This window comes from Helicobacter sp., assembly GCF_017502485.1.
GTDB lineage: Bacteria > Campylobacterota > Campylobacteria > Campylobacterales > Helicobacteraceae > Helicobacter_B.
Window position 1 is genome coordinate 1 of the sequence record NZ_JAFVUX010000013.1, and the last position, 23,713, is coordinate 23,713.

Here is a 23,713-nt window from a genome sequence, read left to right on the forward strand (position 1 = left end):
CTGGGTTGGCTTTGTGCTGGGATAGGGGGTAGAGATGTGTCATAGTGGAGCTCCTTTGGTTTGGTGTTAAACGATTTGGCTTTGGGCGTTGGCTTTTGCGCGCTTTTGCGGGAGTCTGCTCGGTGGGCTTGCTCATTACCGCTTTAGGTAAATCCCAAGTCTGCCCTTGCAAAGCCCCATTTTTATCACCAAAATCCTGCCGCCTAGTTGCGTTTGTAGAATTTGTGTGGTTTTTGTTAATCCTAGAATCCTGTGCCGTGCTGTCATTGCGAGACTTGCTTGGCAAGTCGTGGCAATCCACTTTTGCACTAGAATCTGCTTTGTCTTTATGGATTGCTTCGGTCGCTTCGCTCCCTCGCAATGACGATTGGGGTTGGATTGCTTCGTTGTGGCTATCGCCACTGCCTCGCAATGACGGAAAAAGGGCATTGTCATTGCGAGACTTGCTTGGCAAGTCGTGGCAATCCACTTTTTTCGCTTGCGATGGCAAAGAGCTAGAATCTAGGCTAAATAGACTCATAGACTCTTTGCCTTATAGTTTGCTAGCTCGCTAAAGTCTGGATTGACAAACAAAAATGCAATGAGTGTAAAGCGTCTTTTCTCAATGGAGTAGAGTCCGCTATCGCGCGCTTTTGTGCTAGCTCTCGCTTTGTTTTGGGATAGGATTTGCGCTTCTAGATCTTGGACTATGTCTTTGAAAATAGCTTGCAAGAAGGCGATGTTTTCATAATCTTGGCTTGCTTGCTCTAGGGAGCTAAACTCTGCCATATCAACTTGGCTTATGTTGGCAAAGTCTCTAAGCTGCGAGAGATTGCGGCTACAATCGCTATCGCTCACAGAGGGCAGGAGCTTCTTGCTGGCGCAGTTGTAGAGAGTGTAGTAGGTTTTCTTGCTCTCATCTTGCAAGGCGGCAAAGATTAGATTCTGGGCTAGGGTGCTTGCACTTGTGGGGCTTGATCTAGCGATGGAGAATATGCCATTTGGCAGGTGGCTTTGGTGTTTCTCACTTAGTATAGAGCCTAGCACAGAGCTTGGGGATAGGAGATAGTCTTTGGTCTCATCAAGCGCGTTTAGCTTGCTATCTAGGGCTTGGTAGGCTTCTTGTCTGGCTTGCTGGCTTGGCTCTTGCTCAAGGCTTGTGCCAAAGAAGTTTTTCTGCGTGGTGGTGGTGGCTGCTGCTTGGGTCTTGTGGGCTATGCGTGATTCTAGCTTGATGTAGGACTCTAGCGTAGTGTGTGGGAAAAAGTGGTAGATGTGTATCTGCGCGTGGCTACTACCGATACGATAGATCCGCCCTATGCGCTGGATCGCGCGCACTGGGTTAAAAGCTATATCCCAGTTGATGAGATTGGCGCAGTCTTGGAGATTCTGCCCCTCGCTAATGCAGTCGCTAGCCACTAGAATATCTATGGGCTTTTCACTGCTAGCTAGGGTATATCGCTGTGATTTGGGGGAGAAGAGTTGCTTGTTTGCATTAAACTCTTGGGCTTTGGTGTCGCCTGTGATACTAGCTATGCGTAGCTTAGGGTAGCTAGCTTGCAAGCTTTGCTTAATGCGCTCACAGGTGATGATGGACTCGCTAAAGATTAGGAGCTTTTGGCTGTGTATTTGCGCACCTAGGGAGTCTATGATCTTGCATACTTGGGTAAATTTCTCGCTTCTAGTAAAGTGCTTTTTCCAATTATAGGAGGCGATCCTCTCAAGGATAGATTCTAGCTTGGATAAATCTTGCTCGCATAGCTCCCTAAAGCGCGGCGATAGCTTAGTGATATAGCCAGCTTCATAGCATTTCCTTAGTCTTGTGGGGAAGATTGCAGAGTCTTCATCGAGCAAGTCATCTTGCTTAGATTCTAGCTCTTTGGCATAGAGGAAGCTACGATGGTAGGAGATGATCGTGTTTAGGATTTTGGAGAATGCATCTAGGGAGGATTCTAGGGCTTTTAGCAAGCTCATCGCTAGAAAACCTCTTGGCGTGGTGTAGTCGCCTAAATTTTCTAGCTGCTTGTCTTGCAAGCTCTCTCTAATGGAATCTGGGAGAAAAGGGTAGGGGTCATAGATGCTAAAGCTGATAGACTCGCTTGTCTTATCATCGCCAAGTCCAAGTATCTGCACAAGCTCTTCGTAGCTAAAGTCTATCCCGCTAGGCACACTTGATAGGAAGAGCTTGGGCGCAATCTGGGCTTGGGGGAGATTTTTACCCTGAAGTTTTAGCTGGGATTCTATCTCACTGCTTTGTGTGGTGTAGATAGTGTGGGTGAGCTTGTAGTAGTCTTTGGGGATTGGCGCGCTAGATTCTAGGGCTTTGTCTGCTTGAGCGCAAACTCTAGCTAGCTCTAGCGTGTCATCGCCTATGGTTATTTTAGGATTGATTAGGGCTAATTGATTGGATAAATCGGTGATTTTGTTGTTGATTGGAGTTGCGCTAAGAAGCAGCAGGCGTGCGGATTTGTTGAGATTTTGCTGGAGCTTTTCGTATTGGTTTTGGTGTGATTTTGCAGAGCCATTGCGGAGGTTGTGGCTCTCATCGATGATGATAAGGCTGGCGTGCTTAAGTAGTCTTTGTGCTTTTTCATCTGGGTTGGCGGCTTGGTGGTAGCTTATGATGTGGGTGCAGAAGCTAAGGTCTGCTATAAATGTCTCGTGTGGGCTTTGTGGGGCTTGACTAAAGTAGCTCTGCCACTGGGCACAGAGCTTTGGCGGGGCGATTATGACAATATTGCTATATGCGCTTAGTACGCCAAGGGCGGTGAGTGTTTTACCCGCACCCACAGAGTCTGCACATAGGGCTACTTTGTAAGTTTTAAGTCGCTTTTGCAGCTCTTTTGCCGCTTTTTGCTGGAAAGGATAGAGCCCAAATGCCTTGCTGCCTTGCTCTATGCGCGCATTTTCATCGCTATCTAGATCGGCTTCTGGGTGCTCTAGTAGGTCGTAGAGCTTGGAGAAAATATCTCTAGGGCTATGGTAGAAGAGAGTAGAGCTTAGAGCTTCTTGCACTTCTTTGGTGCTATCTTGGCAGCTTGCTTTCATCATTTCAAAATATGTCAGCGCATCTTCTGTGTCTCTTTGAGAATCGCAAAGGATATTTAGCTCTTTGTTGCTTTTGTTGCCATAGAGTCCTAGCCCGCTGGCTGTGAAGTTTGAGCTGCCGATGATGGCTGTTTGTCTATGCTGTTTGTTAGCAAGGTCGCAAAATACATAGAGTTTAGCGTGGATTAGGATACTACGCTCTTGTAGTGTGTAGATGTGGGTAGTAGAGCTTGTGATAAAGTGTAGTGCCCTGCGCGCTGTGCGCAAGTTTTCTAGCTGCTCGGCATACTCCACTATGCGCAAGTCAAATGGGTCTTGGAGAAAGAAGCGTAGCTGCTTAGAATCTGCTTGGCTTGGTGCTTGGGAGCCTAAGATAAGAGAGAGTGAGCGGATTTTATGTGCGTGGGCGGAGAGATACTCTAGGGCTTTGGCATTGAAGTAGCCGCTGATGATGGCGATGTCGCAGGAGCCATCAGGGAAGCTTTGTAAGAGTGCTTGGATTTTGTCGGCTAGGGTGTTTGATGGCTCATTGGTGATGAGATTAGATCGTATGAGATTGGCGGGGCTGTGTGATAGTGGGGTAGGGTCTAGATTTTGGCGTGTATGAAGTTTATGCCCCCCCCCCCATTGGATTATTTTGTGGCTTTAGCTTTTGCATTGTTGTTTCCTTGATTTGATGTGATTTAGATTTACCATTAAATACAAGTGGTCACTTAGGTAGGCTCTAGCTAGTAGCGTAGGGTTTGCTTAAGCAAAGGCTCTATTTGCACTTTATATCCAAGTAGTTCTTGGTAGATGATGTAGTTTGCAAGCACTTTCATACCATAGAATCTAGGCTCTTCATTAGCAATTAGCTCTAGAGAGAGCCACGGCTCGTATTTGCGGTTTTTTAGAAATAGCTGCTTTTTCTCCAAAGTCCTGCGCCAGAATCCCGGACCGCCATTATAAGCATAGGCGACAAAGAGAGGGTGTTTGAACTCATCGTTTAGCTCATCTAAAAACATTGTGCCAAAGGTATAGGCAACCTCTGGTTTAAATAAATCTTCTAAAGTGATTTTTTGCTTGACCCCAAGCTTTTTGGCAAAAGGCTCAAGATTGAAGGGCATAATCTGCATCATACCAAGCGCGTAAGAGCGCGAGACAAGAGCTGGGACAAAGTGGCTCTCCTGCCTAGCGATGGCTAGACTCATCGCCTTTTGCGTATCATCGCGCCAGCGCACTAAATCCACATAGGGCATAAGGTAGTAGTTTATGCTGTATTTGGTGATGCGATTGCTAAAGTGGGCTAGGTGTGGGGCACTATCTATGGTGTAAAAGCGATTGACTTCTTCTTCATAGCGCGCCATATCTTTAATGTTACCAATTCTATCGCGCTCAATCTGCCACGCAAATGGATCGCTAATGTTAATGGGGGAATTTTTTGCTATAAGTCCATCAAACCCAGAGACGATCTCATAATTAGGCTTAGTTTTTAGCTTTTGATTAGCATAGATAGAAAAAATATCGACAAATTTACTTGTCTGCAAATCGTGTAAGAACGCTTCGTTCCCACTTACAAGATACTGCCAAAATATCGCCCTATCTTTGAAGAACGGATCAATAGCCGCACCCCTTGATCGCTCAAAATACCGCAAGGCTTGTTGCTTGCTCCCATTAAGCAGCTCATTAATCCCTAGTAAAAAGAGCGTGTTGCTATCTGTGGTGGTGATATTTGCCCTAGTAATTGCGCGCTTAAACTCCGCAAAACTAGAATCTAAAATGATGTGTTGTAGCACGCGATTAAAGGCACTAGCATTTTGGTTGCCAAAGTTTTGGATCGCTCTGTGATCTAGGCCATGTGCAAAGATTTTTAGTTTTTGCTGGTAGGAGAGTGCGTTAAAAATCTCGGCAAATGTTTGGGCATTTGTAGCAAACATTGCTTTAGCAATGTCGTTGGAGCGCAGGATTTGGATTTTTTGCAGTAGCTTTGGGTTTTGGGTGAGCTTTTTGCGTAGGCTTGCTATTTGACTTGCTGACATTGTGGGAACTTGGGATAGCTTTAGCCCAAATGCTACGCACTCTTCATCTTGTTTTAAAAGCTCTGCGATAGAGAGCTTCGAGCAAGTGATATTCCTAGGTAGCTCTGGGTGGTAGCCTTTAGCTTGCAGGGCAGTCTTTAGCGTGGGGATTTCTCTATACACAAGCTTATAGGCTTGCAGTGATTGCTCTAGGGTTGTGTCTTTATCGCTGATAAATTCCCAAATGTAAAAATCCCTTACCACGCCTTTAGGCTTTGCTTGCAGCTCCTTTAGACTAAGCAGTGGCTTGGCATACACTCCAACCACACAGCAAATAATCAGTATATAACGATATGGCATTTTCTCTCCTTATCGCGCTAAAGCAAAGCCACTTGCATAATCACTTGATCTAAAATCTGTAGCCCAATAATCACTGCCAAGGGCGATAAATCTATGCCATTTATCACAAGAAAGCTTAACTTCCTGCGTGCAAAGTCCAGTGTTGGATAGCTTAGGCGGTAGATCACTTGCACGATAGGATTGTTAGGATCTGGGCGCACCCAGCTAAGAAAGACTGCGATAATTAGCATCCACATATACGCCCAAATCACCATATGTAACATATTGGCAATAGCCATAATGATAATACCCATTTTGTTCTCCTTAAGTTTGTTGGCTTAGCTTGAGGCTAGAAGTGAGATCTATATGCGCTTACACCATCCCTTGCTATTGCTGTTTGTTTGTGCTTGCTTGCTCATCAAGGCGCGCTAGAATCTACCTTGTCATTTGCCACTTTTACAATAGTTTGCAAATATGGGTGCAAGATCTCATAGAGCTTAGAGAGATCTGGTCCGTGGCTAGCACCTGTTAGTAAGATTCTAAGAGCTTTGAAAAAGCCCTTGCCTTTTAAATTGCTAGCTTGCATTGCTTGATTTTTGAAGCTCTCATACTCTAGCGGAGCATTGATAATAAGCTCTTGCAAGGATTTTGCTAGTAAGGCGCATTCCTTTGAGAAGTCTTGCCCCTCATAGAGCGCGTGAATGTCCTTTGGCACGAAGATTCTAGTGATTTTCTCTCGTAGTTCATTAAGCGTGCTAGCTTCTTCTAGGTAGATTCTGGCAAGCTTGCCCATAGACTCATCACTACTCTCTAGCAGCAGTGCCAAGTCTCCATCGCTAAGGAGCGATAAATGCGCGTGATTGACAAAGCGCAATCGCGCTAGATCAAAATGCACAGGAGATTTAGCGACTTTCTCAAGGCTAAACCACGCAATGGCATCTTCTAAGCTAAATATCTCACAAGGCGTGTGGTTTCCCATACTGATGAGATAGTTACAAATCGCGCTTGGCAAGAACCCCTGCTCCAAGAGCCACGCCACACTTGAAGCACTATCACGCTTACTCATTTTCTTGCCACTCTCACCTAGGATTATAGGCAAATGTGCGTATTCTATATGCTTTTCATAGCCTAATGCCCTATGTACTAGAATCTGCTTTGGTGTGTTGCTCGTGTGATCTTCTCCGCGCACAACCGCACTAATATCATAGAGCATATCATCACACGCGCAAGCGAAGTTGTAAGTAGGCACGCCATCTTCTCGCATAATTACAAAGCTATCTAACTCATTTGGTGCGAAGTGTAGCTCGCCTTTAATGCTATCATGATAGGCGATAGGCTCTGTACTTTTGCGTAGTCGCACCACAGGGGGCTTGCCAGAGTCTTTTTCTATCTCCGCCCAGCTATCGTCATAGCGGAATGCTTGCTTTGTTTCTATGGCTTTTTGCTTTTTAGATTCTAGGAAGTCTCTGGAGCAGTAGCAGTAGAATGCCTTGCCACTATCAAGTAGCTTTTGGGCTAGCTGATTATGGTAGGAGAAATTGGCACTTTGATAGACCAAATCATCCCATAGCAACCCAAAAAGTGTCAGAATCTGTAATATCTCTTTATCGCTTCCAGAGATATTGCGCGCTTGGTCGGTGTCTTCTATGCGGATTAAAAACCGCTCTTTGCGCTGCTTGGCAAGGATATAGTTAAAAATCGCAGCGCGCAAGTTCCCTATGTGCATATCGCCTGTGGGCGATGGGGCAAAACGAAGCATACTAAAGCCTTTTAGGAAAATTTCACACATTGTAGCATAATCTACCCAGATCCCTTAAGCTAGCCTGTATATCCCCGCTATTTTTGTGCCCAAACGCACATCTAAATTCTATGTTACCATTTGTTTGTATCGCTAAATAATGTGAAGACAGCTCACCCACACGCATTTGTAGCTTAACCTTAACATTGCTTGCATTGACGCTATGTATCGTGCCACTACCACTTATGTCATAGATATGTGTGTGCCATCGGTTTAAGTCACGCCTTTTGCTTTTCTAGCAGTGTGTTCTGCCATAATTTTGGCTTGTGAGAGAAAGTACTTGCATGGGCGTTTGCTTGGCTTAATACTTGAAATCAAAATTAGCTATATCGCATCGCTTCTTAACATATTCTTGTCTGTCTCTTGCTTACATCATATTCATTGAACAACTTTTGCAAACTCTCGCTATCAGCAAAAGCCATATGCGAAAATGCTATAAACGCTAGAGCTACTAGAATCTTAACCCTTATGTAAGCCTTAAACAATCTACAAAAACGCTCATAAATCTCTTACTTTGCCTTGTGCTTTGATTGGATACAAGGATTCTAGCACATAGAATAAATAGGATTCTAAGGCTGTATATCACTTGACTTTTTCCACACAATATGCCCATTGATATTATGCTTTTCATAAATGCTTAAAACCTCTTCTAAAAATGCCACAAGCTCACTCTCACCAGAATCTTTTGCAGATTCTAGCATTTGGATAAACATCTTTTTACCTGTTTCAGTTTGCTTTTAGATTTTTCTTTAAAAAATTATGCCTACTACACAAGGTTTGCCCATTTTCTAAAACCGCTTTTCCGCCTAAATCCTTTGGTTTTATATGGTCTATGTGAAGCTCAACTCCTTCTTTTTTACCCATTCCACATATCACACATTTATAATCATCTCGCTCTAAAATTTGTTTTTTTAAAGCTTGACTAAAATCCTCTAAATCTTGCCTTACATTGACAAAATCTGGGTCATAGCGATAAACTCCCTTTGCAATCTTTTGCAAATAGCCTTTTTGGTGCAAACTTCTAATACCTCTATCTGGGTCTCTAAAAACTTTCCCTGTGCGTTTTTGCCATTCTTTAACAACCCAATCCACCACTTCAGGGTGTTTAATATCTCGTTTTGGATTTGCCTTAAAAAACTCCATTATTAAATCAAGTTGAGAACTATTTTTCATCAAAAATTCCCCTTTCTTTTTCTATTGTTTCTAAAAATCGCTTTTTGCTTAGTTCGCAATATTCCTTATCTAGCTCAATGCCTATAAACTGCCGATTGTTAAGATAAGATTCTATCATTGTCGTGCCACTGCCACAAAATGGATCAAACACCACATCACCTACATAAGAAAATAGCTTAATGCACCGCTTCGGTAGCTCTCTAGGAAAAGGGGCTGGGTGTCCTATGCGTTTTTTAGACTCCCCATTAAAGCTCCATAATCCATTCGTCCAAGCCATAAACTCTTCCTTACTTATATCACTCTCCCCTTTATACTTTTTCTTCCAAACCCCTTTATAAAGCACGAGTATAAGCTCCACTGGTGCGATAACATAAGGGGACGATGCACTAAGCCAACTCCCCCACGCTGTGCGGCGTGAGATATTGCCCTCATTCCAAACAATTGTGCTATGATATTTCCAGCCAATTTGCTTTGCCAAAGTGGTTAAATCCGCCCCTACACTCTGGCTTCCACCCTTATTTTTATCAAGCGGGATATTAAGACAGAATCTTGCCCCATCTTTTGCCCAAAGGTAGCAATTTTCTATCCATTTTTGAGAAAATTCCAAATAGTTTTCATAAGAGTTAGAATCTTCATTGGAGTTGTATTCAATACCCACATTATAAGGTGGGGAAGTGATGATTAAATCAAGTGAATTTTCTTGCAAAATCGTTGTATCAAGGCAGGTGTGATGGAATAGCGTTGTGTTTTTGTGGTTAAAAGATGTATTATGTAATGGTATTGTCATTGTTGAAGCCCTATTAGGGATTTAAAATTATTGTTTTAATAATAGCATTGAAGTGTTTTATTTGATAAAATCCATACCAAGCAAGCCACAAATATCTCTTTGCAAACTTTGATTGTTTGCAATCTCATTTTGCAAGTCTTTTTCTTGTGTGAAGTTCATAGTCTATACCCCCACTTTATGTGTGCTTTTGGCAACTCTTTTTGAAATAAAAACCGCCATTATAGCAGATTATAGAATCTTTTTTTTTGCTCGCTATTTGGCTATACAAGATTCTTGCTCAAATACCTGCTTAAATCGTCAGCAAAGAGCGTTACAATGAGTTTGTTTTCCACCTTTTGTGCGAGTTTTAAACACGCTTGCAAGCACGCACCTGATGAAATTCCTACAAGCAGTCCCTCTTTTTTAGCCAAGATTCTAAGCCCTTTATATGCCTCTTCATCACTAATTTTTTGCACCATATCTATAAGGCTTGTATCCATAGTCTTTGGGATAAAGTTATTGCCAATGCCCTCAATATTCGCACAGCCTTCTTGTCCCCCACCAATCACAGATCCGATAGGATCACATAGCACAGCTTGTATCCTAGAATCCTGCTCTTTTAGATATTGTGCTACTCCGCTAAAGCTACCACCACTTCCAGCACCGCATACAAAGTAATCTAATACAGGTGTTAAACCCCTAACTCCACGCATTTGTGCATAAATCTCTTTGCCGCTTGTCTTATAATGAGCCTGCGGATTGAGCGGATTTTCAAATTGATGTAGGCTAAAGGAATGTGGGGTAGAATCTAGTAATTCTTGTGCTTTATCAATCGCCCCTTGTATGCCTAGCTCTTTTGGCGTGTTGATCACTTCTGCCCCTAAAGCGCGCATTAGAATCTGCTTTTCAGTAGAAAATTTATCTGGCACGATTAAAATTGCTTTTAGATTTAAATGCAGACATACAAAGGCTATGCCTAGCCCCGTATTTCCAGCAGTTGCCTCTATCACCACAGAATCTTTATGTAGCTTGCCCTCTTTCTTTGCCTTTTGTAAAATATGCAGGGCAACTCTATCTTTCACACCCCCAGCGGGATTATAGGATTCTAGCTTTGCAAAAATGCGGTTATTGTTTGGAATCTTTATGCGGGAGAGTTCTACAAGTGGCGTATTACCGATAAGCTCAAGGCTTGAGTGATAAAGCATTGGTATCCTTTTATTTTTAAAAATTACGAAATATGCTAAAATAGGCTTGGGTTTATGGTAAATGTTATTGTAACTTTTTTACTTATAATTTTTTGTTATTTATTACAAAACTCAATAAAAATATAGCATCTAGCTTTTGAAATAACAAGCCAAAAAGAGAGAAAAGGGAACTAAAATAATGCAAAAACTAGCCAACTCAAATCTCCACGATGCAAAGAAAAATAAAAAAGATGAGTTCTACACGCAACTAAGCGATATAGAAAACGGGCTAAAGCACATTTTAAAGATAAAATCGTGTATTGCAACTGCGATGACTCGCTACAAAGTGCCTTTTTTGAATACTTGTTCAAAAATTTCAAATGACTTGATTTAAAGGCTCTCATCACCACTTGCTATAACAGTCAAAATTATAGAGAAGCAAGCACAGAAGATTCTCCTAAAAAGTGTCTATGCGATAAAGATCCACAGAGATGATGTGATAAGAGATGAGCTTATCAGCCCACAAAAGCACTCCAATGATGATGTAGATAAAGTTTTATCCCAAATGCACCCACTACGAGAAGTGGAAGCCACTCTCTCTCGTTTTGGCATCTTTGCACTCCTTAAATTATTGTTTTATGCCTTGTAGATTTGGCTACTAGTTAAAAACACAAGAAGTTAGAATAGCTAAATATGAAGTGTAAGCGATGACACGCTTACACACGACTTTTCTCAATCGCTTGATGTATATCTTCAAGCAAATCCTTGCCATACTCAATGCCAACGGATAGGCGGATAAGATTCTCACTTATCCCCATAGATTCACGCAAGTCTTTGGGGATAGAGGCGTGAGTCATACTCGCAGGGTGGCAGAGCAAACTCTCCACGCCCCCTAAGCTTTCGGCTAACACGATGATGCGAGTGGATTTAAAAAAGATTCTATAGTCATACTCAGGTTTTAGAATAAAGCTTAGCATTCCCCCACCACCGCGTGCTTGAGAAATTTGTGCTTCATATTCACTATCGCTTTTTAGCCCCGGATAATATACTTTTTCTACCGCTTTATGTTCGCTTAAAGCTTCTGCTAGAAACAGGGCGTTTTCACAATGTCGTTGCATTCGTAAGCCCAAAGTTTTTATACCACGGATAAGCAAAAAGCTATCAAATGGAGCGAGCACTCCACCAATGCTATTTTGTAAAAAGCCTATCCGTTCAGCCAAACTCTCATCATCTACCACCACAAGTCCGGCTACAAGGTCGCTATGTCCGCCAAGATACTTTGTCGCAGAATGCACCACAATATCAATGCCAAGCTTCAAAGGCTGTTGTAGATAGGGCGTCATAAAGGTATTATCCACGATACTTAACACACCCTTTTTCTTGCAAAGCTCGGCAACTTTTGCTAAAGGTGTAACGCTTAGAAGTGGGTTGGCAGGGGTTTCAATTAGCACGGCTTTGACTTCAGGCGTGAGTGCGGAACTAAGCTTGTTTAAATCCCTTGTATCTACAATCTTATAGTTAATATTAAAGTTTTTAAAGACTTTATCTAAGATTCTAAAAGTCCCACCATAGACATTTTGTGAAATGATGATAGAATCTCCACTTTTAAATAGGCTCAAAATCGTGCCAAGGGCTGCCATACCAGAGGCAAAGGCAAAGCCATATTTCCCGCCCTCACATTCAGCAATAAGGCTTTCAATCCCATCTCTTGTAGGGTTTTTGGTGCGAGAGTATTCATAGCCTTTGTGTTTGCCTAACTCATCTTGTGCGTAGGTTGAGGTTTGGAAAATGGGTGTATTTACCGCTCCTGTGCGTGGATCTGCGGTAAGTCCCCCGTGGATTAGTGTGGTATCAAAGCTACTTTGCATTATGAGTCCTTAATAAATTAGAGTTAGATATATTGTAGCAAATTACCTTGACGCCCCTAAGTGTATCTGTCATTTTTATTTCAAAGTTGCTAGTTCAAGCAAAGGGCAAGAGTTTTAGATTCTACTCTTAGAAGAGCTTAAGTATTGATACGCTAGAATCCAAGCTTTAATCACCGCAAAGACTTTGAACTTTGAAAAGCAGTTAAGATCGCGTAGCTCAGTGGTAGAGCACTACCTTGACATGGTAGGGGTCGTTGGTTCAAGTCCAATCGTGATCACCATACTAGCCTTTAAATACTTTGGATTCTATCTTGTATGCTTCAAGGGGTGTTAGCTCAGCTGGGAGAGCGCAACGCTGGCAGCGTTGAGGTCAGGGGTTCGATCCCCCTACACTCCACCATAAATCTTGCATTTTATGAAGCACTACTACCTAATTACTCCCAATACTCCCAATCTGTGCAGATATCAACGCAACTCTGCTATGCAAATTCTAATAAAACACAGCAAAGCATGCATTGGAATCTACATTAACTAACCATTAGAATATAGAGTAGTATAGTTACTATATCCCACAATAAAGGAGTAACTATGAAATGTTTAATTCGTGCTATTTTCTTGCTACAAAGCATTGCGTACCCCATAGTGGCACAAGCACTAGAATCTAGCAAGCCCGCTCCTGTGGTGCAACACAAAGCCCAGTCGCCTAAGGATAGGTCATTGCAGGTTGTTACATCTAGAGACTACAAGCTTTGCTATGCTCCTACATTTTCACGATATGCAGCGCACTATTCTTACATCGGGCTTGTGGATTGCTCATCAAGAAGAGCAATCCCAGCTCGGTTTGATGTCTTTGGGAGAATCGGCTTTAATATAGGTAAGACTTGGCTCTGTCTCACTGCGCCAGATTCTGTATGGGCGTATGAGAAGACAAGCGACTATCTCTTCCTCTCTCCTTGTGTGATTAATCTCAAAGCACAACAGTGGAAAATCAAAAATGGACAGTTTTACTCACGCGAGGAATTTTATGGCATCAAAGATGATGGGAGCTACCTCTATGCTGCAAAACCAAGAGATAAGAAGCTTTATGCCCATAAACTTTCTCCAAGTATGACAGAATGGTCAAAGACAATTGCTGTGCCGGGAAATTTAAGCATTTTTATGTGGATCGGCTGGGATTTGATAGATCGCTATGGGCAATCACGCTACTTTTTACGCGATAATTATTCTAATAAAAACACGACAATTTTGTATTACAACCTTTTAAGCGGGCATATTGCTGAATACTATGAGCCAACAGGAAGGCTGTATTGTATGTATTCTGATACACGCAAACAGAATTGGGACTGGGTATGGTGGGCATTGTGCGATGATACAAAGCCTCCTAAAGAAAATCGCGCATATTTTAAGCCTATTCCTGTGGGGCAGAATCTCTACTCTTTTGAAGATAAAGATGGCAATATCTTGCGTGTAACGCGTTATGGATACTACTGGGGTGTGCCCTACACGGTTAATAAGCAATATATCGATAAAGACACGGGTAAAAGTCCTACTTCTGCTTTTGTGGTTAATGAATATATGAACTCGTGGCTACGCTTTATCTACGCTAATGCTGGGAGAAATTTACACAATTGCCCAGCTCCGGGGCATTGGCTAGGCACACACTCTAAGAAGGATAAAAATGTCCCACCCTTGTCGCCAAGCTTTAACCTAAGTGAGCAGTGGATACAAAGACTCTACAACATCAATTACAGCACAGATGCTACAACCCCTGCAAGTGGAATTTGTGGCGTGTGTCTGCTGCAAGCGTATCAAATGATCGCTGAGCTTTTGCACAGCACCACTCCACTATCAAGTGGGGGATATTTTTTTGATGTGGCTAGAGGGAGAAATCCATTTCCATCATTTCAAGCTAGAAACTCGATCTTGCATCAAACGCTAGAGGATATTCTAGGCTATTATAATTACCCTGTTGCAGGGCGTAGAGATGCGTTTTTGCGTAATGTGGAGAGAGCGTATGCAAGTAGTATTTCAATGTTGCCACAATATGATTGGACAATTCTTGGGCGGGGGGTGACACAAGCCGAAGTAGATAATCTTATGCAGCGTGTGATCAACTCTCCTGCTGGTAGCGTGTTTCTTTTTACAATGGCACGATTTGACCCAGATTTACACAGGCTTAGCGCACACGCTGTGCCTGCTTTGCGCTTGCAAAATGGCGTGGTAACAATCCCGGCAAACTCTCTTGTTAGTATGGAAGAGTATCGACATAGACTCGCACCTGCAAATAGCGTGAATGAGCTTAGGGAGCGACTAGGGCGATTTGCAGGGAGACATCTCAATGTCGTGGGGCTTGGGGTGTTTTCCATTGATAGATCTTATAGGAATGGCTTTGAGGGCGTTGTATCTGTAAATGATTGTAGTGGAGATGGGGCAGATAGGAGAGGTAATGGGCTTTTGCCCTTGCCAGAGCTGTTAAACCAGTGCATAAGCGGGCTATGTGAATACTAGAATCTAGTGTAAAGTCGTTTCGCGGGTAGGGTAGATTCTAGCTAGAGCTTACAGTGCGATCTTGTGCAAATAGCCACAAGCGCGCTAATATGTGCTAAAATTGCGCGAGTTTGAGCAGGGGAGAATCTATGCGAGAATCTACACAGCCTACCATACAGGAAAAAGATCCTACACAAGTTTCATTAGATTCTAGTGTGCAAGATCCCGCTCTGCAAGAAGAGCGCACAATAAAAATTATTCTAGGTGTAGGTTTAGCCCTTGTATTTGGCATTATCGCAGCAATTTTAGCAAGAGTGTATCTTGGGGCTTCTTTTAAGGTTTCAGCCTTGCTTGGCATTATTACCTTGCTTGTTACACTCTGGACTAATAAAGCCCTGCCACTAGGCGTTGTCTCACTTTTGCCTATTATCCTTTTTCCTAGCTTTGGCATACTTGATACCAAAAGTGCTACGGCAAATTATGCTAATCCTATCATCTATCTCTTTTTAGGTGGCTTTATGTTAGCCACTGCTACGGAAAAAATCGGGCTTCATAAAATCATTGCTAAAAAGTTTTTCTCCCTTTTTCCACAGAATCCAAAGGGTGTTATCTCCGCACTTGGACTAGCTTCTTGTGTGCTTGGCACTGCGTTATCAAACTCCACAACTGCTATTTTACTTTTGCCTATTGCCTTATCAATCACGCGGGATTATTTTCTTAAAATGCGCTTTTTACTCGCTGTGGCATTTGGAGCAAGTATCAGTGGGATTACAACGCCTATTGGCTCACCGCCTAATCTTATTTTTCTAGGATTCTTAGAAAAGCTTGGCTTTGAAAGTATAAGCTTTACCACTTGGATTTTTATGATGGCTCCGCTTACTTGCCTTATGCTTTATACGATGATTTATATACTCTCTTTTGGTACGCAGGGCTATAGCGTGGAGTTTAAGGCATTTGAAAATATACAGGTTCGCATTGAACACAAGCGATTATTATTTTTTATCGCTCTTTTACTTGTTGTGCTGTTTTTAAACTCCCCCATTAAGCCCATATATGATGGACTAGGATTAAATGAAAATATTATCCTACTTGCCTTTGGACTACTTATGTTTGTGCCAAAGCTTGGGTTTTTGGATTGGGATGATTCTAAGTCTATTCCTTATGAGTTGATATTTTTGTTTGGGGCGGGGTTTTGTATCGCTACTGCCTTTTCTCAATCTGAGCTTGGTGGAGTGTTTGAAAGCTATTTTATGCGTTTTTCACATTTGCCATTTTTTGTATTTTTACTTCTTGCTTGTGTATGTGCGATTATCGCCACAGGCTTTTTAAGCACAACGGCACTTATTGCTATTTTACTGCCTATCATTTACACTGCCACGCAGTCGTTTTTAGTAGCAGATGAGCCGACAATCACAATGCTTGCGATTACTATTTGTGCGAGTTTTTCTTTTATGATACCCATATCTACACCACCTAATGCCATAGTTTTTGAAAAAGGTGGCATCAAGGTATGGGATATGGTGCGGTTTGGTTTTTTACTTAGCATTGTGGGGATTATAGCTGTTAGTATCTTTGCCTTTGCGTATTGGCGGTGGTTTTTGTGATACACTCTAGCTAGAATCTAACTTTCTGTACTCTCCAAACTTATTTCATTTATTTATTTCGCTTCACGCTTTGTTTAGGATTCGTTTTTTTTTTTTTTTTGTAGGCTCGTGTTTAGTTTTAGACAAGGAGATACAATGCCTATACAATTTCTAAAAAAGCGTATTAAAAACCGCTATTTTTCTTTCTTAAGCTTAGAGCAAGCGCGTCGCATCACGCCTAAGCCCTACCTTGATAGCATAGGATTTGAGCTAGCTAGCCACTGCAACTTGCATTGTTATAGTTGCGATCACTTTTCCCAACTTAGTAAAAGTGGGTATTATGATTTGGAGCAGTTTGAGAGAGATTGCAAGCGACTTTATGAGCTATCTTCTGGTGTGATATCAAGTTTCACACTCTTTGGCGGTGAACCCTTGCTCAACAAGCAGTGTGCTAGCTACTTTGCCATACTGCGCCAAGTTTTCCCTAAAAGTACGATCTATGTCATCACTAATGGCACGCTGCTACTTAAGCAAAGCGATAGATTCTGGCAGAGTGCTAGAGAGAATCAAGTCGTACTACAAGCTACAAAATACCCCATAGAAATTGACTGGGAGCAGGTGAAAGAGAAATGCACTAAAGAGCAGGTGCAGTTTGTTTTCTTTAACGATGAGAAAGAAGAGAAGTTAAGCTTCAAGACCCAGCTTGACAAAGATGGGTGTAGCGATCCTTTTGTAAGCTTTGTGCATTGCCACAGGGCAAATGCCTGCACCCAGATTTACAATGGTAAAATCTACCCCTGTGCTGTGGCAGCAAATGTAAAAGCTTTCAACCAAACCTTTGGGCAAGATCTGCAAAGCTCGCCAAAAGATTATATTGATATTTATGATAGCCAGATGACTTATGAGAAGATTTTAGACTTCCTAGCGCGTCCGATACCATTTTGTCGTTACTGCAAAACAAAGGATATGATTTATAAGCCTTGGAGTGCGTCAAAAAGAAGTATCGATGAGTATTTTTAAGCTTATGTACCTTTGCGCCACTCGCTAAGCGCTATGCCAAGCAAAGTGAGCGCGACTCCAGCTACGCCCCAGAATCCTATGCGCTCATCTAGCAAAATCATCGCTACAAAGATTGTAATAATGGGAGTTAGATAGACATAGATATTTGTCTTTATCGCACCAATGAGCGTGGTAGCGCGATTCCACAGAATAAAGCAAAGCCCCGAGGCAAAGAGTGCTACTAGCGCAAGATTTAGCGAGACTTTTGGATCGCTTAGGGTTGCTAGATTTGGGCGAAAATCAAAGACCAAAAACCCCGGAAGCAAAAACACTATCCCATAAAAAATCATACGCCTTGTAACAAGTACCAAGTCATAATGCTTTCCCAAAATCCTAACAATTAGCACAGAGTATGCTCCCCAGCCAACCGCAGAGATAAGTGCTAGCACATCGCCCACAGGGTTAATGCTAAAACCTTCACTAAGTAGCACGACTCCAGAAATACATAGCACAAAGCCTAAGAAGAAGTTGGCATAAGGCTTTTCAATCTGCAAAATGAAGCTAAAAATCCCAGTAAATAGTGGCGCAGTAGCGATGATAATGCTTACATTTGACACGGCTGTCTGCTCCATAGCAAGGTTTAAAAACAAATTATATATGCTAATCCCACATAGCCCAGCGCAGGCGATCCTAAGCTCATCTTGAAGTGGCAAACGCAAGTATTTTGGGCGATAGAACAGGAGTATTACATATCCTAGAGCAAACTGCAAAATCAGCAGTTCAAAGGGTGAGAAAGATTCAAGCAGCACTTTTACACATACATAGAGTGCTGACCAAAAGAAAACGCTACTTAGTGCGAACATATGTCCCATTACTACAAGCTCCTTTGTGGTAATTTTCTCGGATGAGCAATGAGATAGCTTTGCTATTTTTACGAAAGGCGCGACCATTAAGGTTGCTAACTTTTCACAAAAATAGCAAAGGCTACCACAAGTCCCACCCGCAATGCTTAGCATTGTTTGAATAAAAAGGTGTCTAATACTAGAATCTATTTTTCACAAAAGCTAGATTCTAGGCTTTCAAGCTCTAGGAGATTATGCGAGAATCTAGCTAGATACATTCTCCCTAAGTCAATTCTACGATACGCCCAACCCCACAACGCCCAAATATAGTTCGCAAGTAGCGCACCGCAAAGCACATCTTCATAAGTGATGATTCTAGGAGAAGTTTTGTTATAAGCGTGCAGGAGAGCTAGAATCTGGCTTTTACTAAGCTCTAGCTCTGCAGCTAGATTCCCAAGCTCCAATTCTATACAAGCAAAGCCTGCGTATTCAAAGTCTATAAGCATAATGCGCTCTCCATTGTAAAGAATATTTGGTAGCTGCAAATCCCTATGGCATAGCACCATTTCTCGTGTATCAAGCTTTTTGGCTATGGAAGTGAGCCTTTTATGCTCTTGTGGGGTGGCTAGCTTGATTTGAGCTAGGGCTTCGTATTTGCTTATTTCATCACAGAGCAAAATAGGCTCAAATTGTGGGTATGCGGTGTGCTTTATACTATGGAGTGTTAGGAGCTTTGCTACGATTTGCTCTAAAGTCTCATTGCTAATTTGCGCAAAATCTAAGGCTTTATAGTCGCTTAGATAATCGCTCATTTTTATCCCACTGCCGTAGAATCTGGATGTTGGTGTGATATGTAGAGGCGCGATAATTTCTAAAATCTTTGCTTCTTTATCTCTGTCGATGATTCGCTCAGTGTGTAGTCCGGGGATTCGTATTACTTGGAGGGTGTTGTTGAAGCGTATAAGATAGTTGGTATTAGTGATGCCAGCAAGGCGCGTGGCTTTGCCATCATCAGCGCATTGCTGGGCGATTTCTTCTGGGGTTAGTAGGGCGTGGTAGAGCGCATCGCTAAAGCTATCGATTTCTGTGTAGAGATGATCGTGAAAAAATGCGTAGTAGTTGATCACTTGTAGCGTATTTAGCACTGCTTGCTCCCAATAGTCGTCTTTGTGGCACTGCTGCAAAGCATTGATAAAATGTTCTAGATCACGCTCATTATCAAAATACGCTATTCCATCGCCATAGCCTTCTTGTGCATTTGTATCGATGTCTAGGATTTTGTAGTTTTCATCGACTATGTAGCCCCAAGCACTTGTGTTTGGTGGGATTTTTTGCGCTAAGAATTGTGAAGCGTTTTTCTTAAACAAGTGGCAGAATTCTCGCGTGATATAAAGATCTCCATTTAGAATAATGCTCCCTTTGCATAAATAGTCTTTGGCAAAGAGCAGTGATTGTGAGCTGTTGCATAGCTCGTAGTCTAGGAAAGTTAGCTGTGTCAAACCCTGTTCTTTCACTATGGGGGCAAAAAGCTCGTGTTTATAGCCACTCACTAGGATAATGTCTTCCACACCGCTGTGTTTTAGGTGTGTGATCATATTCTCCAGCAAGCTCACGCCGCGTATTTCTAGCAGGGGTTTTGGCTTAGTGAGTGTAAGGGGCTTTAGCCTTGTGCCAAAGCCAGCAGCTAGGATTATGGCTCTCACCGCTTTGCTTCTAAGTTGGGATCTAGGATTGCTGAGTGTGCGGAGTTGTGTGTGCCACTTGATTGATTGATAGATTCTACTAGCGTAGAATCTGTGGATTGCTTATAGGATAAATCCTCTTGCAATGGCAGGGAGTCCTTAGATTCTAGCTTATGCCAATTCTTTAGCTCGTAGATATGACCTACAACTTTGGAGAAGTTATCAAGGACGAAGGCATTATCCTTGTGGTGTTCAAATCGCCAGCCCTTAGAGTCAAATGTTATGACTTCTTTGCGCGCAGGGTAGTTTTCTAAAATATTTGGCGCGACATTTGGGCAACCTTGCTTAAGATTAGCGCAGTAGATTCTAGGTATATCGTAGTTAGCTATAAGCCTAGAGTCTTGTATCATCTTGCCTTTAGCATTAAAGGGCTTGTAAAAAAGCGGGATATGATAGTTGCGATTTATGGGGAGATGCTTGCCCTGCGCGCCGTGATCGGCTGTGATGAAAATCTGTGTGTTGTCATACACACCTAGCTCTTTTAGGCGATCTAGCATTTGTGTGATCCATAAAATCGCACATTTTTCACTATTATAGTGCCCTTGTGGCAGTCCATAAAGCTCGTCATTTGGCGAGCTAAAGTCTGTGGCATCAAAACTGCATTTTTCATCTAGTGCGTAGGGATTGTGTGTGATAGAGTTGTGGATAAAGGTAAAGGTAGGAGCTGTTGCATTGGCAGTAGTGTGCTTAGCTAGGGCTCTTATCTCGCTAATTGAGCGAAGCGTTGACCAATTAGTATGTAAATGCGCTGAGATAAAGAGCCACTTCCCACCCTGATAAATATCGCGCCGTAGTTTGAAGGTTGATAGGCGGAAAATACCAAAGGAGAGAAGTTGACTGAGTGGGAGTGCTTGACTCTCTTGGGTGGTATATTGCCAGCGATATGGACTATCAAAGAGAATGTTTTGCGTGCTATCAAGGAGTGGGTAGAGATGGACTGGGTCTGTGGGGAAATCAAGCAGAGCACGCGTGTCAAAGCCTGCTTGGTGGAATCTATTGAGAATCCCAGCATAGCCGCGCGCGATCTCATTTTGGAGTGTGTCTTGTATATTACGGCTATTAATATTATAGGCAGTGTAGTGCTCGCCTGCGATCACACTTGTAAGGGTGGGTAGTGTAGAGCCATTGCTACTTGTGGCGTTGGTAAAGTCGATAAACCCGCTAAAATGTGTCCTTTGCTCATCGCTTAATATCTGGTGCATCGTGTAGCCATCGGCGCGATCGAGTATTAGCACTAAGATATTGCTATGCTCTTTGGCAAAGTCTAGTAGATGGCTGTGGGCTGAGACATAGTGTTTAATGGTGTTGTGCTTTTGTAGGTATAGCACTGCTTTGCTTGCATAAATAAGTGCGCTAACTATTAGCACTATGCTTAGGATTTTGTTTGCCAAGATGATGGTGTGCTGGAATCTACTTAGCACAATAGCTAGGACAATGGCTAGTGGGATTGCGATGTAGTCGATGAGTTTTTGAGTGTCTGTGGCGATAACCGGGTGATCGAAGACAAAAAAGCTCATAGCTCCATAGTCTCCTACAAAGATAAAGGTATAGCTAAGGGCTAGTAGTAGCACTGCTAACAAAAGCGTGGCTAGAGTCTTTGTAATAAGTTTTGGGAGGGGGAAGATGTGGTTGCACACATAGACTAGCACAAAGCTGGCAAGCAGGCAGAATCCACACAGGCTGAGGAGTGTTGGGATAATCTCTGCAGGATCAAAGCTTCCCAAATCGCTTGTATAAAGCCCAAATGGTGTGAAAACACATGCGAGCAAGCAGAGATTACTAAGGATAAGCGCGATACTTGTACGCTGTGCTTGGATTGGTAGATGGCTTGACTTGGGTAAGCTAGTAGATTCTATGGTAGAATCTACTAGCGATGTTGCTTGCGCGTTAGAATCTATGCTGGATTTTGTGTTAGATTTTGTTTGCGATTTATAGACTTCTTTAAGTAGTGAAAATGCCATATTGCAAGTCCAATACAACACAAGCGAGCTAGGCATATCATAAAGCAGAAGCAAAAAGAGTAGGGCTATGCTTATGCCCTGAATCTTTGCGCTTAGGCTTTTTGCACTATATAGGGTATTGATAAGCGTTAGGAAAGTCATTAGCAGTGGCAAAATATGCATACTAAACCCAAAGATCTCCACGCTATCAGGTGCTTTCAAATCACCAATCCACAAGAAAGAGACCCCATCTAGGTAGCTAGCAGACTTGATGACCTCATACATTGCCCAGAAAAATGGTAGCTGCAGTCCCAAGCCCAAAAGCCCCCTTAGCGCGTAGATGGGGTGGTAACTATGCTGACGATAAAGGGTTCGTGTAAAGGCGTAGATCTTAGCTCTGCTATATACATGCTTCCATGCTTTGATCCTAGTATCTAGTAGATCTTTTAGTTCACTTTCTTCTTGTGCCTTTTGGTCGGTGTAAAGGAAGATCTTAAGTAAAAAGAGATTGACAAGTAGGCTTAGAGCAATAACGCTTAGTCCATAATTATGCGTAAGGACAAAGAGCCAATCTAACCCAAAATTAAGCACTTGCTGCAAAGGATAGATGAAGAGATAATACAAATACTCGCCTATCATCTGTGCTCCTTACTTATCGTGCTGACACACTTTTTGACTTTGGTATGCGGGGCGGGTAGAATCTAGGCTTGGCACAGCTAGAATCTCTTGTATCTTTAGGATTCTTTTGTGTAAGGGGAGCGATTTATCAAGGCTAGATTCTAGGATTTGACTCTCTATCTCAAGTAAGGCGCGAGCACTTTGCTCGCCGCCACTTCCTTGGAAGTGCCAAAGCTCTTGCTTTACTGCTTGCAGACTTGCTTGCATTGTGCTTTGCTCACTAAGCATAGATTCTAGGAGTGTGGGGAGATTTGAGATCTGCTCTGGGTGAAACTGCTTGCCTATGCGCTTTAGTGCGCCTTGCACCCACGGCGTATCATAGATGTCTTCTAGATCATAGCCTATGGTGCAAAAGTGAAGCTCTGGCGTTAGCACGGGCTTTTCAAACAAGCATATAAAGTCAAAGAGTACCCCAGAAAAATCTCCAATCATCACATCGGCAGAATCTAGGGCATAAATATTATCAGTGTGTGTATCCCACACGATGTTGCTGCAATACTTAGTGCGCTCTTGTAGCTCTTGCAAAATGGCAGACTCACTTATGTAGCTTTGAGGGTGGGGGCGGACAATGAGCTGGAATGTTGAGTTGATAAAAGGCTCGATGATAGCAAAGCCATATTTGCTAAGCAGGGCTTCACGCCCCCAAGAGGGAGCGATTAAGATGGTTTTGATCTGCTTGGCTTGAGTAGAATCTAGACTAGAGTTTTGGGTAGTGGAATTTTGATGTGGAAAAAAGGCGAATTTATTCTGCGACTGCTGGTAGGCTTGAAGTTTTGTGGCTAGGACATCTAGGTAAGTGCAGCCTGTGACGATCACTTGCTTTGCCTTAAGATTGCGTTTAGATTCTACTTGGCGGATAAAGGGCGTGTGGATCGGGGAGTTTGTCAAAACGCTATCAAAGTAATCTAGCGCGAAAATCTCATAAATATCAATATGTGGGAGTGAGTGGATAATATGGCAGTAATGCTTGACACTTTTGCTGCGCTTAATTTGCAACACATCTAGCTGAGGTGTGGTCATCACCACCAGATCAGCTCTTAGACTATTTAATCGCGCTATGGCAGAGCCACTATCACTATCGCCTATGTAGGCAAATGTGGCATTAGGATTGTTGTTTTGATGGTAGAGATCGTAGTCTTCTTGTGATGATGTGAGATAGGTGTATGGGTAGTGAAATCTATCTAAATGCGCAAGAATTGGAGCAAAAACATTGTGATATTGCTTGCCTTCGCTATAAAAGACAAGTGTATGGGAATCGTGCTTGCACAAGAGGGATTTTGTCCCCCCCCC

Annotated in this window: 16 protein-coding genes, 2 tRNA genes and 2 pseudogenes; 6 read left to right on the forward strand and 14 right to left on the reverse strand. The window is 42.6% G+C overall.

Features of this window, described 5'->3' with window-relative positions; genetic code table 11:
• The 9 genes and pseudogenes from IKB69_RS02785 to IKB69_RS02825 form a co-directional block, all read right to left on the reverse strand.
• Window positions 1–520: pseudogene (locus IKB69_RS02785) on the reverse strand (hypothetical protein); the annotation flags it as partial.
• Entirely contained in the window at window positions 517–3,663 is a 3,147-nt protein-coding gene (locus IKB69_RS02790; RefSeq protein WP_363240126.1) for a helicase-related protein, read from the reverse strand. The gene IKB69_RS02790 and the pseudogene IKB69_RS02785, both read right to left, overlap by 4 nt.
• 92 nt (window positions 3,664–3,755) lie before the next feature.
• Window positions 3,756–5,384 carry a lytic transglycosylase domain-containing protein gene (locus tag IKB69_RS02795; protein ID WP_290945876.1) on the reverse strand — a complete coding sequence of 543 codons (1,629 nt, stop codon included), beginning with the start codon at window positions 5,382–5,384 and terminating at the stop codon, window positions 3,756–3,758.
• 17 nt (window positions 5,385–5,401) lie between these two features.
• Window positions 5,402–5,677, reverse strand: coding sequence for a YggT family protein (locus IKB69_RS02800; protein WP_290945878.1), 276 nt, complete (start codon window positions 5,675–5,677; stop codon window positions 5,402–5,404).
• Window positions 5,678–5,781: 104 nt separating this feature from the next.
• Complete coding sequence (gene gltX, locus IKB69_RS02805) at window positions 5,782–7,122, reverse strand: glutamate--tRNA ligase (protein ID WP_290945880.1); 1,341 nt, start codon at window positions 7,120–7,122, stop codon at window positions 5,782–5,784.
• 608 nt (window positions 7,123–7,730) lie between these two features.
• A complete protein-coding gene (locus tag IKB69_RS02810) occupies window positions 7,731–7,874 on the reverse strand; it encodes a hypothetical protein (protein WP_290945882.1) in 144 nt (47 codons plus the stop codon).
• A gap of 13 nt (window positions 7,875–7,887) precedes the next feature.
• Window positions 7,888–8,334, reverse strand: coding sequence for an HNH endonuclease (locus tag IKB69_RS02815; protein ID WP_290945908.1), 447 nt, complete (start codon window positions 8,332–8,334; stop codon window positions 7,888–7,890).
• Window positions 8,324–9,121: a site-specific DNA-methyltransferase gene (locus IKB69_RS02820; RefSeq protein ID WP_290945884.1), complete on the reverse strand. Its 798-nt coding sequence runs from the start codon at window positions 9,119–9,121 to the stop codon at window positions 8,324–8,326. The genes IKB69_RS02815 and IKB69_RS02820 overlap by 11 nt, the downstream gene beginning before the upstream one ends.
• A 260-nt stretch (window positions 9,122–9,381) precedes the next feature.
• Window positions 9,382–10,305: a cysteine synthase family protein gene (locus IKB69_RS02825; RefSeq protein ID WP_290945886.1), complete on the reverse strand. Its 924-nt coding sequence runs from the start codon at window positions 10,303–10,305 to the stop codon at window positions 9,382–9,384.
• Window positions 10,306–10,483: 178 nt separating this feature from the next.
• Between IKB69_RS02825 and IKB69_RS02830 the strand changes: the two are divergent.
• Window positions 10,484–10,665 (forward strand): annotated as a pseudogene (locus IKB69_RS02830) (adenine-specific methyltransferase EcoRI family protein); the annotation flags it as partial.
• Between the two features lie 335 nt (window positions 10,666–11,000).
• Here the strand turns inward: IKB69_RS02830 and IKB69_RS02835 are convergent.
• On the reverse strand, window positions 11,001–12,152 hold the full coding sequence (locus IKB69_RS02835) for a PLP-dependent aspartate aminotransferase family protein (RefSeq protein ID WP_290945888.1): 1,152 nt from the start codon (window positions 12,150–12,152) through the stop codon (window positions 11,001–11,003).
• A 206-nt stretch (window positions 12,153–12,358) separates the two neighbouring features.
• Between IKB69_RS02835 and IKB69_RS02840 the strand changes: the two genes are divergently transcribed.
• The 5 genes from IKB69_RS02840 to IKB69_RS02860 all read left to right on the forward strand — a co-directional run bounded on the left by IKB69_RS02840 (window position 12,359) and on the right by IKB69_RS02860 (window position 17,242).
• A tRNA-Val gene (locus IKB69_RS02840) sits at window positions 12,359–12,433 on the forward strand.
• 43 nt (window positions 12,434–12,476) lie between these two features.
• Window positions 12,477–12,552 (forward strand) — tRNA-Ala (locus tag IKB69_RS02845).
• Window positions 12,553–12,740: 188 nt separating this feature from the next.
• Window positions 12,741–14,660, forward strand: a complete 1,920-nt coding sequence (locus tag IKB69_RS02850; RefSeq protein ID WP_290945891.1) for a DUF1561 family protein — start codon at window positions 12,741–12,743, stop codon at window positions 14,658–14,660.
• A 128-nt stretch (window positions 14,661–14,788) separates the two neighbouring features.
• Window positions 14,789–16,243 carry a DASS family sodium-coupled anion symporter gene (locus tag IKB69_RS02855; protein WP_290945893.1) on the forward strand — a complete coding sequence of 485 codons (1,455 nt, stop codon included), beginning with the start codon at window positions 14,789–14,791 and terminating at the stop codon, window positions 16,241–16,243.
• A gap of 135 nt (window positions 16,244–16,378) precedes the next feature.
• Window positions 16,379–17,242, forward strand: a complete 864-nt coding sequence (locus IKB69_RS02860; protein WP_290945895.1) for a radical SAM protein — start codon at window positions 16,379–16,381, stop codon at window positions 17,240–17,242.
• Window positions 17,243–17,244: 2 nt separating this feature from the next.
• Here the strand turns inward: IKB69_RS02860 and IKB69_RS02865 are convergent, their stop codons facing one another.
• The 4 genes from IKB69_RS02865 to IKB69_RS02880 all read right to left on the reverse strand — a co-directional run.
• Window positions 17,245–18,093, reverse strand: a complete 849-nt coding sequence (locus tag IKB69_RS02865; RefSeq protein WP_290945897.1) for a DMT family transporter — start codon at window positions 18,091–18,093, stop codon at window positions 17,245–17,247.
• A gap of 176 nt (window positions 18,094–18,269) precedes the next feature.
• Window positions 18,270–19,766, reverse strand: coding sequence for a sugar phosphate nucleotidyltransferase (locus tag IKB69_RS02870; RefSeq protein WP_290945899.1), 1,497 nt, complete (start codon window positions 19,764–19,766; stop codon window positions 18,270–18,272).
• Window positions 19,763–22,384 carry a membrane protein insertase YidC gene (gene yidC / locus IKB69_RS02875; RefSeq protein WP_290945902.1) on the reverse strand — a complete coding sequence of 874 codons (2,622 nt, stop codon included), beginning with the start codon at window positions 22,382–22,384 and terminating at the stop codon, window positions 19,763–19,765. Before yidC ends, IKB69_RS02870 begins: the two co-directional genes overlap by 4 nt.
• Before the next feature lie 9 nt (window positions 22,385–22,393).
• The coding region (locus IKB69_RS02880; RefSeq protein ID WP_290945904.1) for a CDP-glycerol glycerophosphotransferase family protein at window positions 22,394–23,713 on the reverse strand (1,320 nt) is incomplete at its 5' end.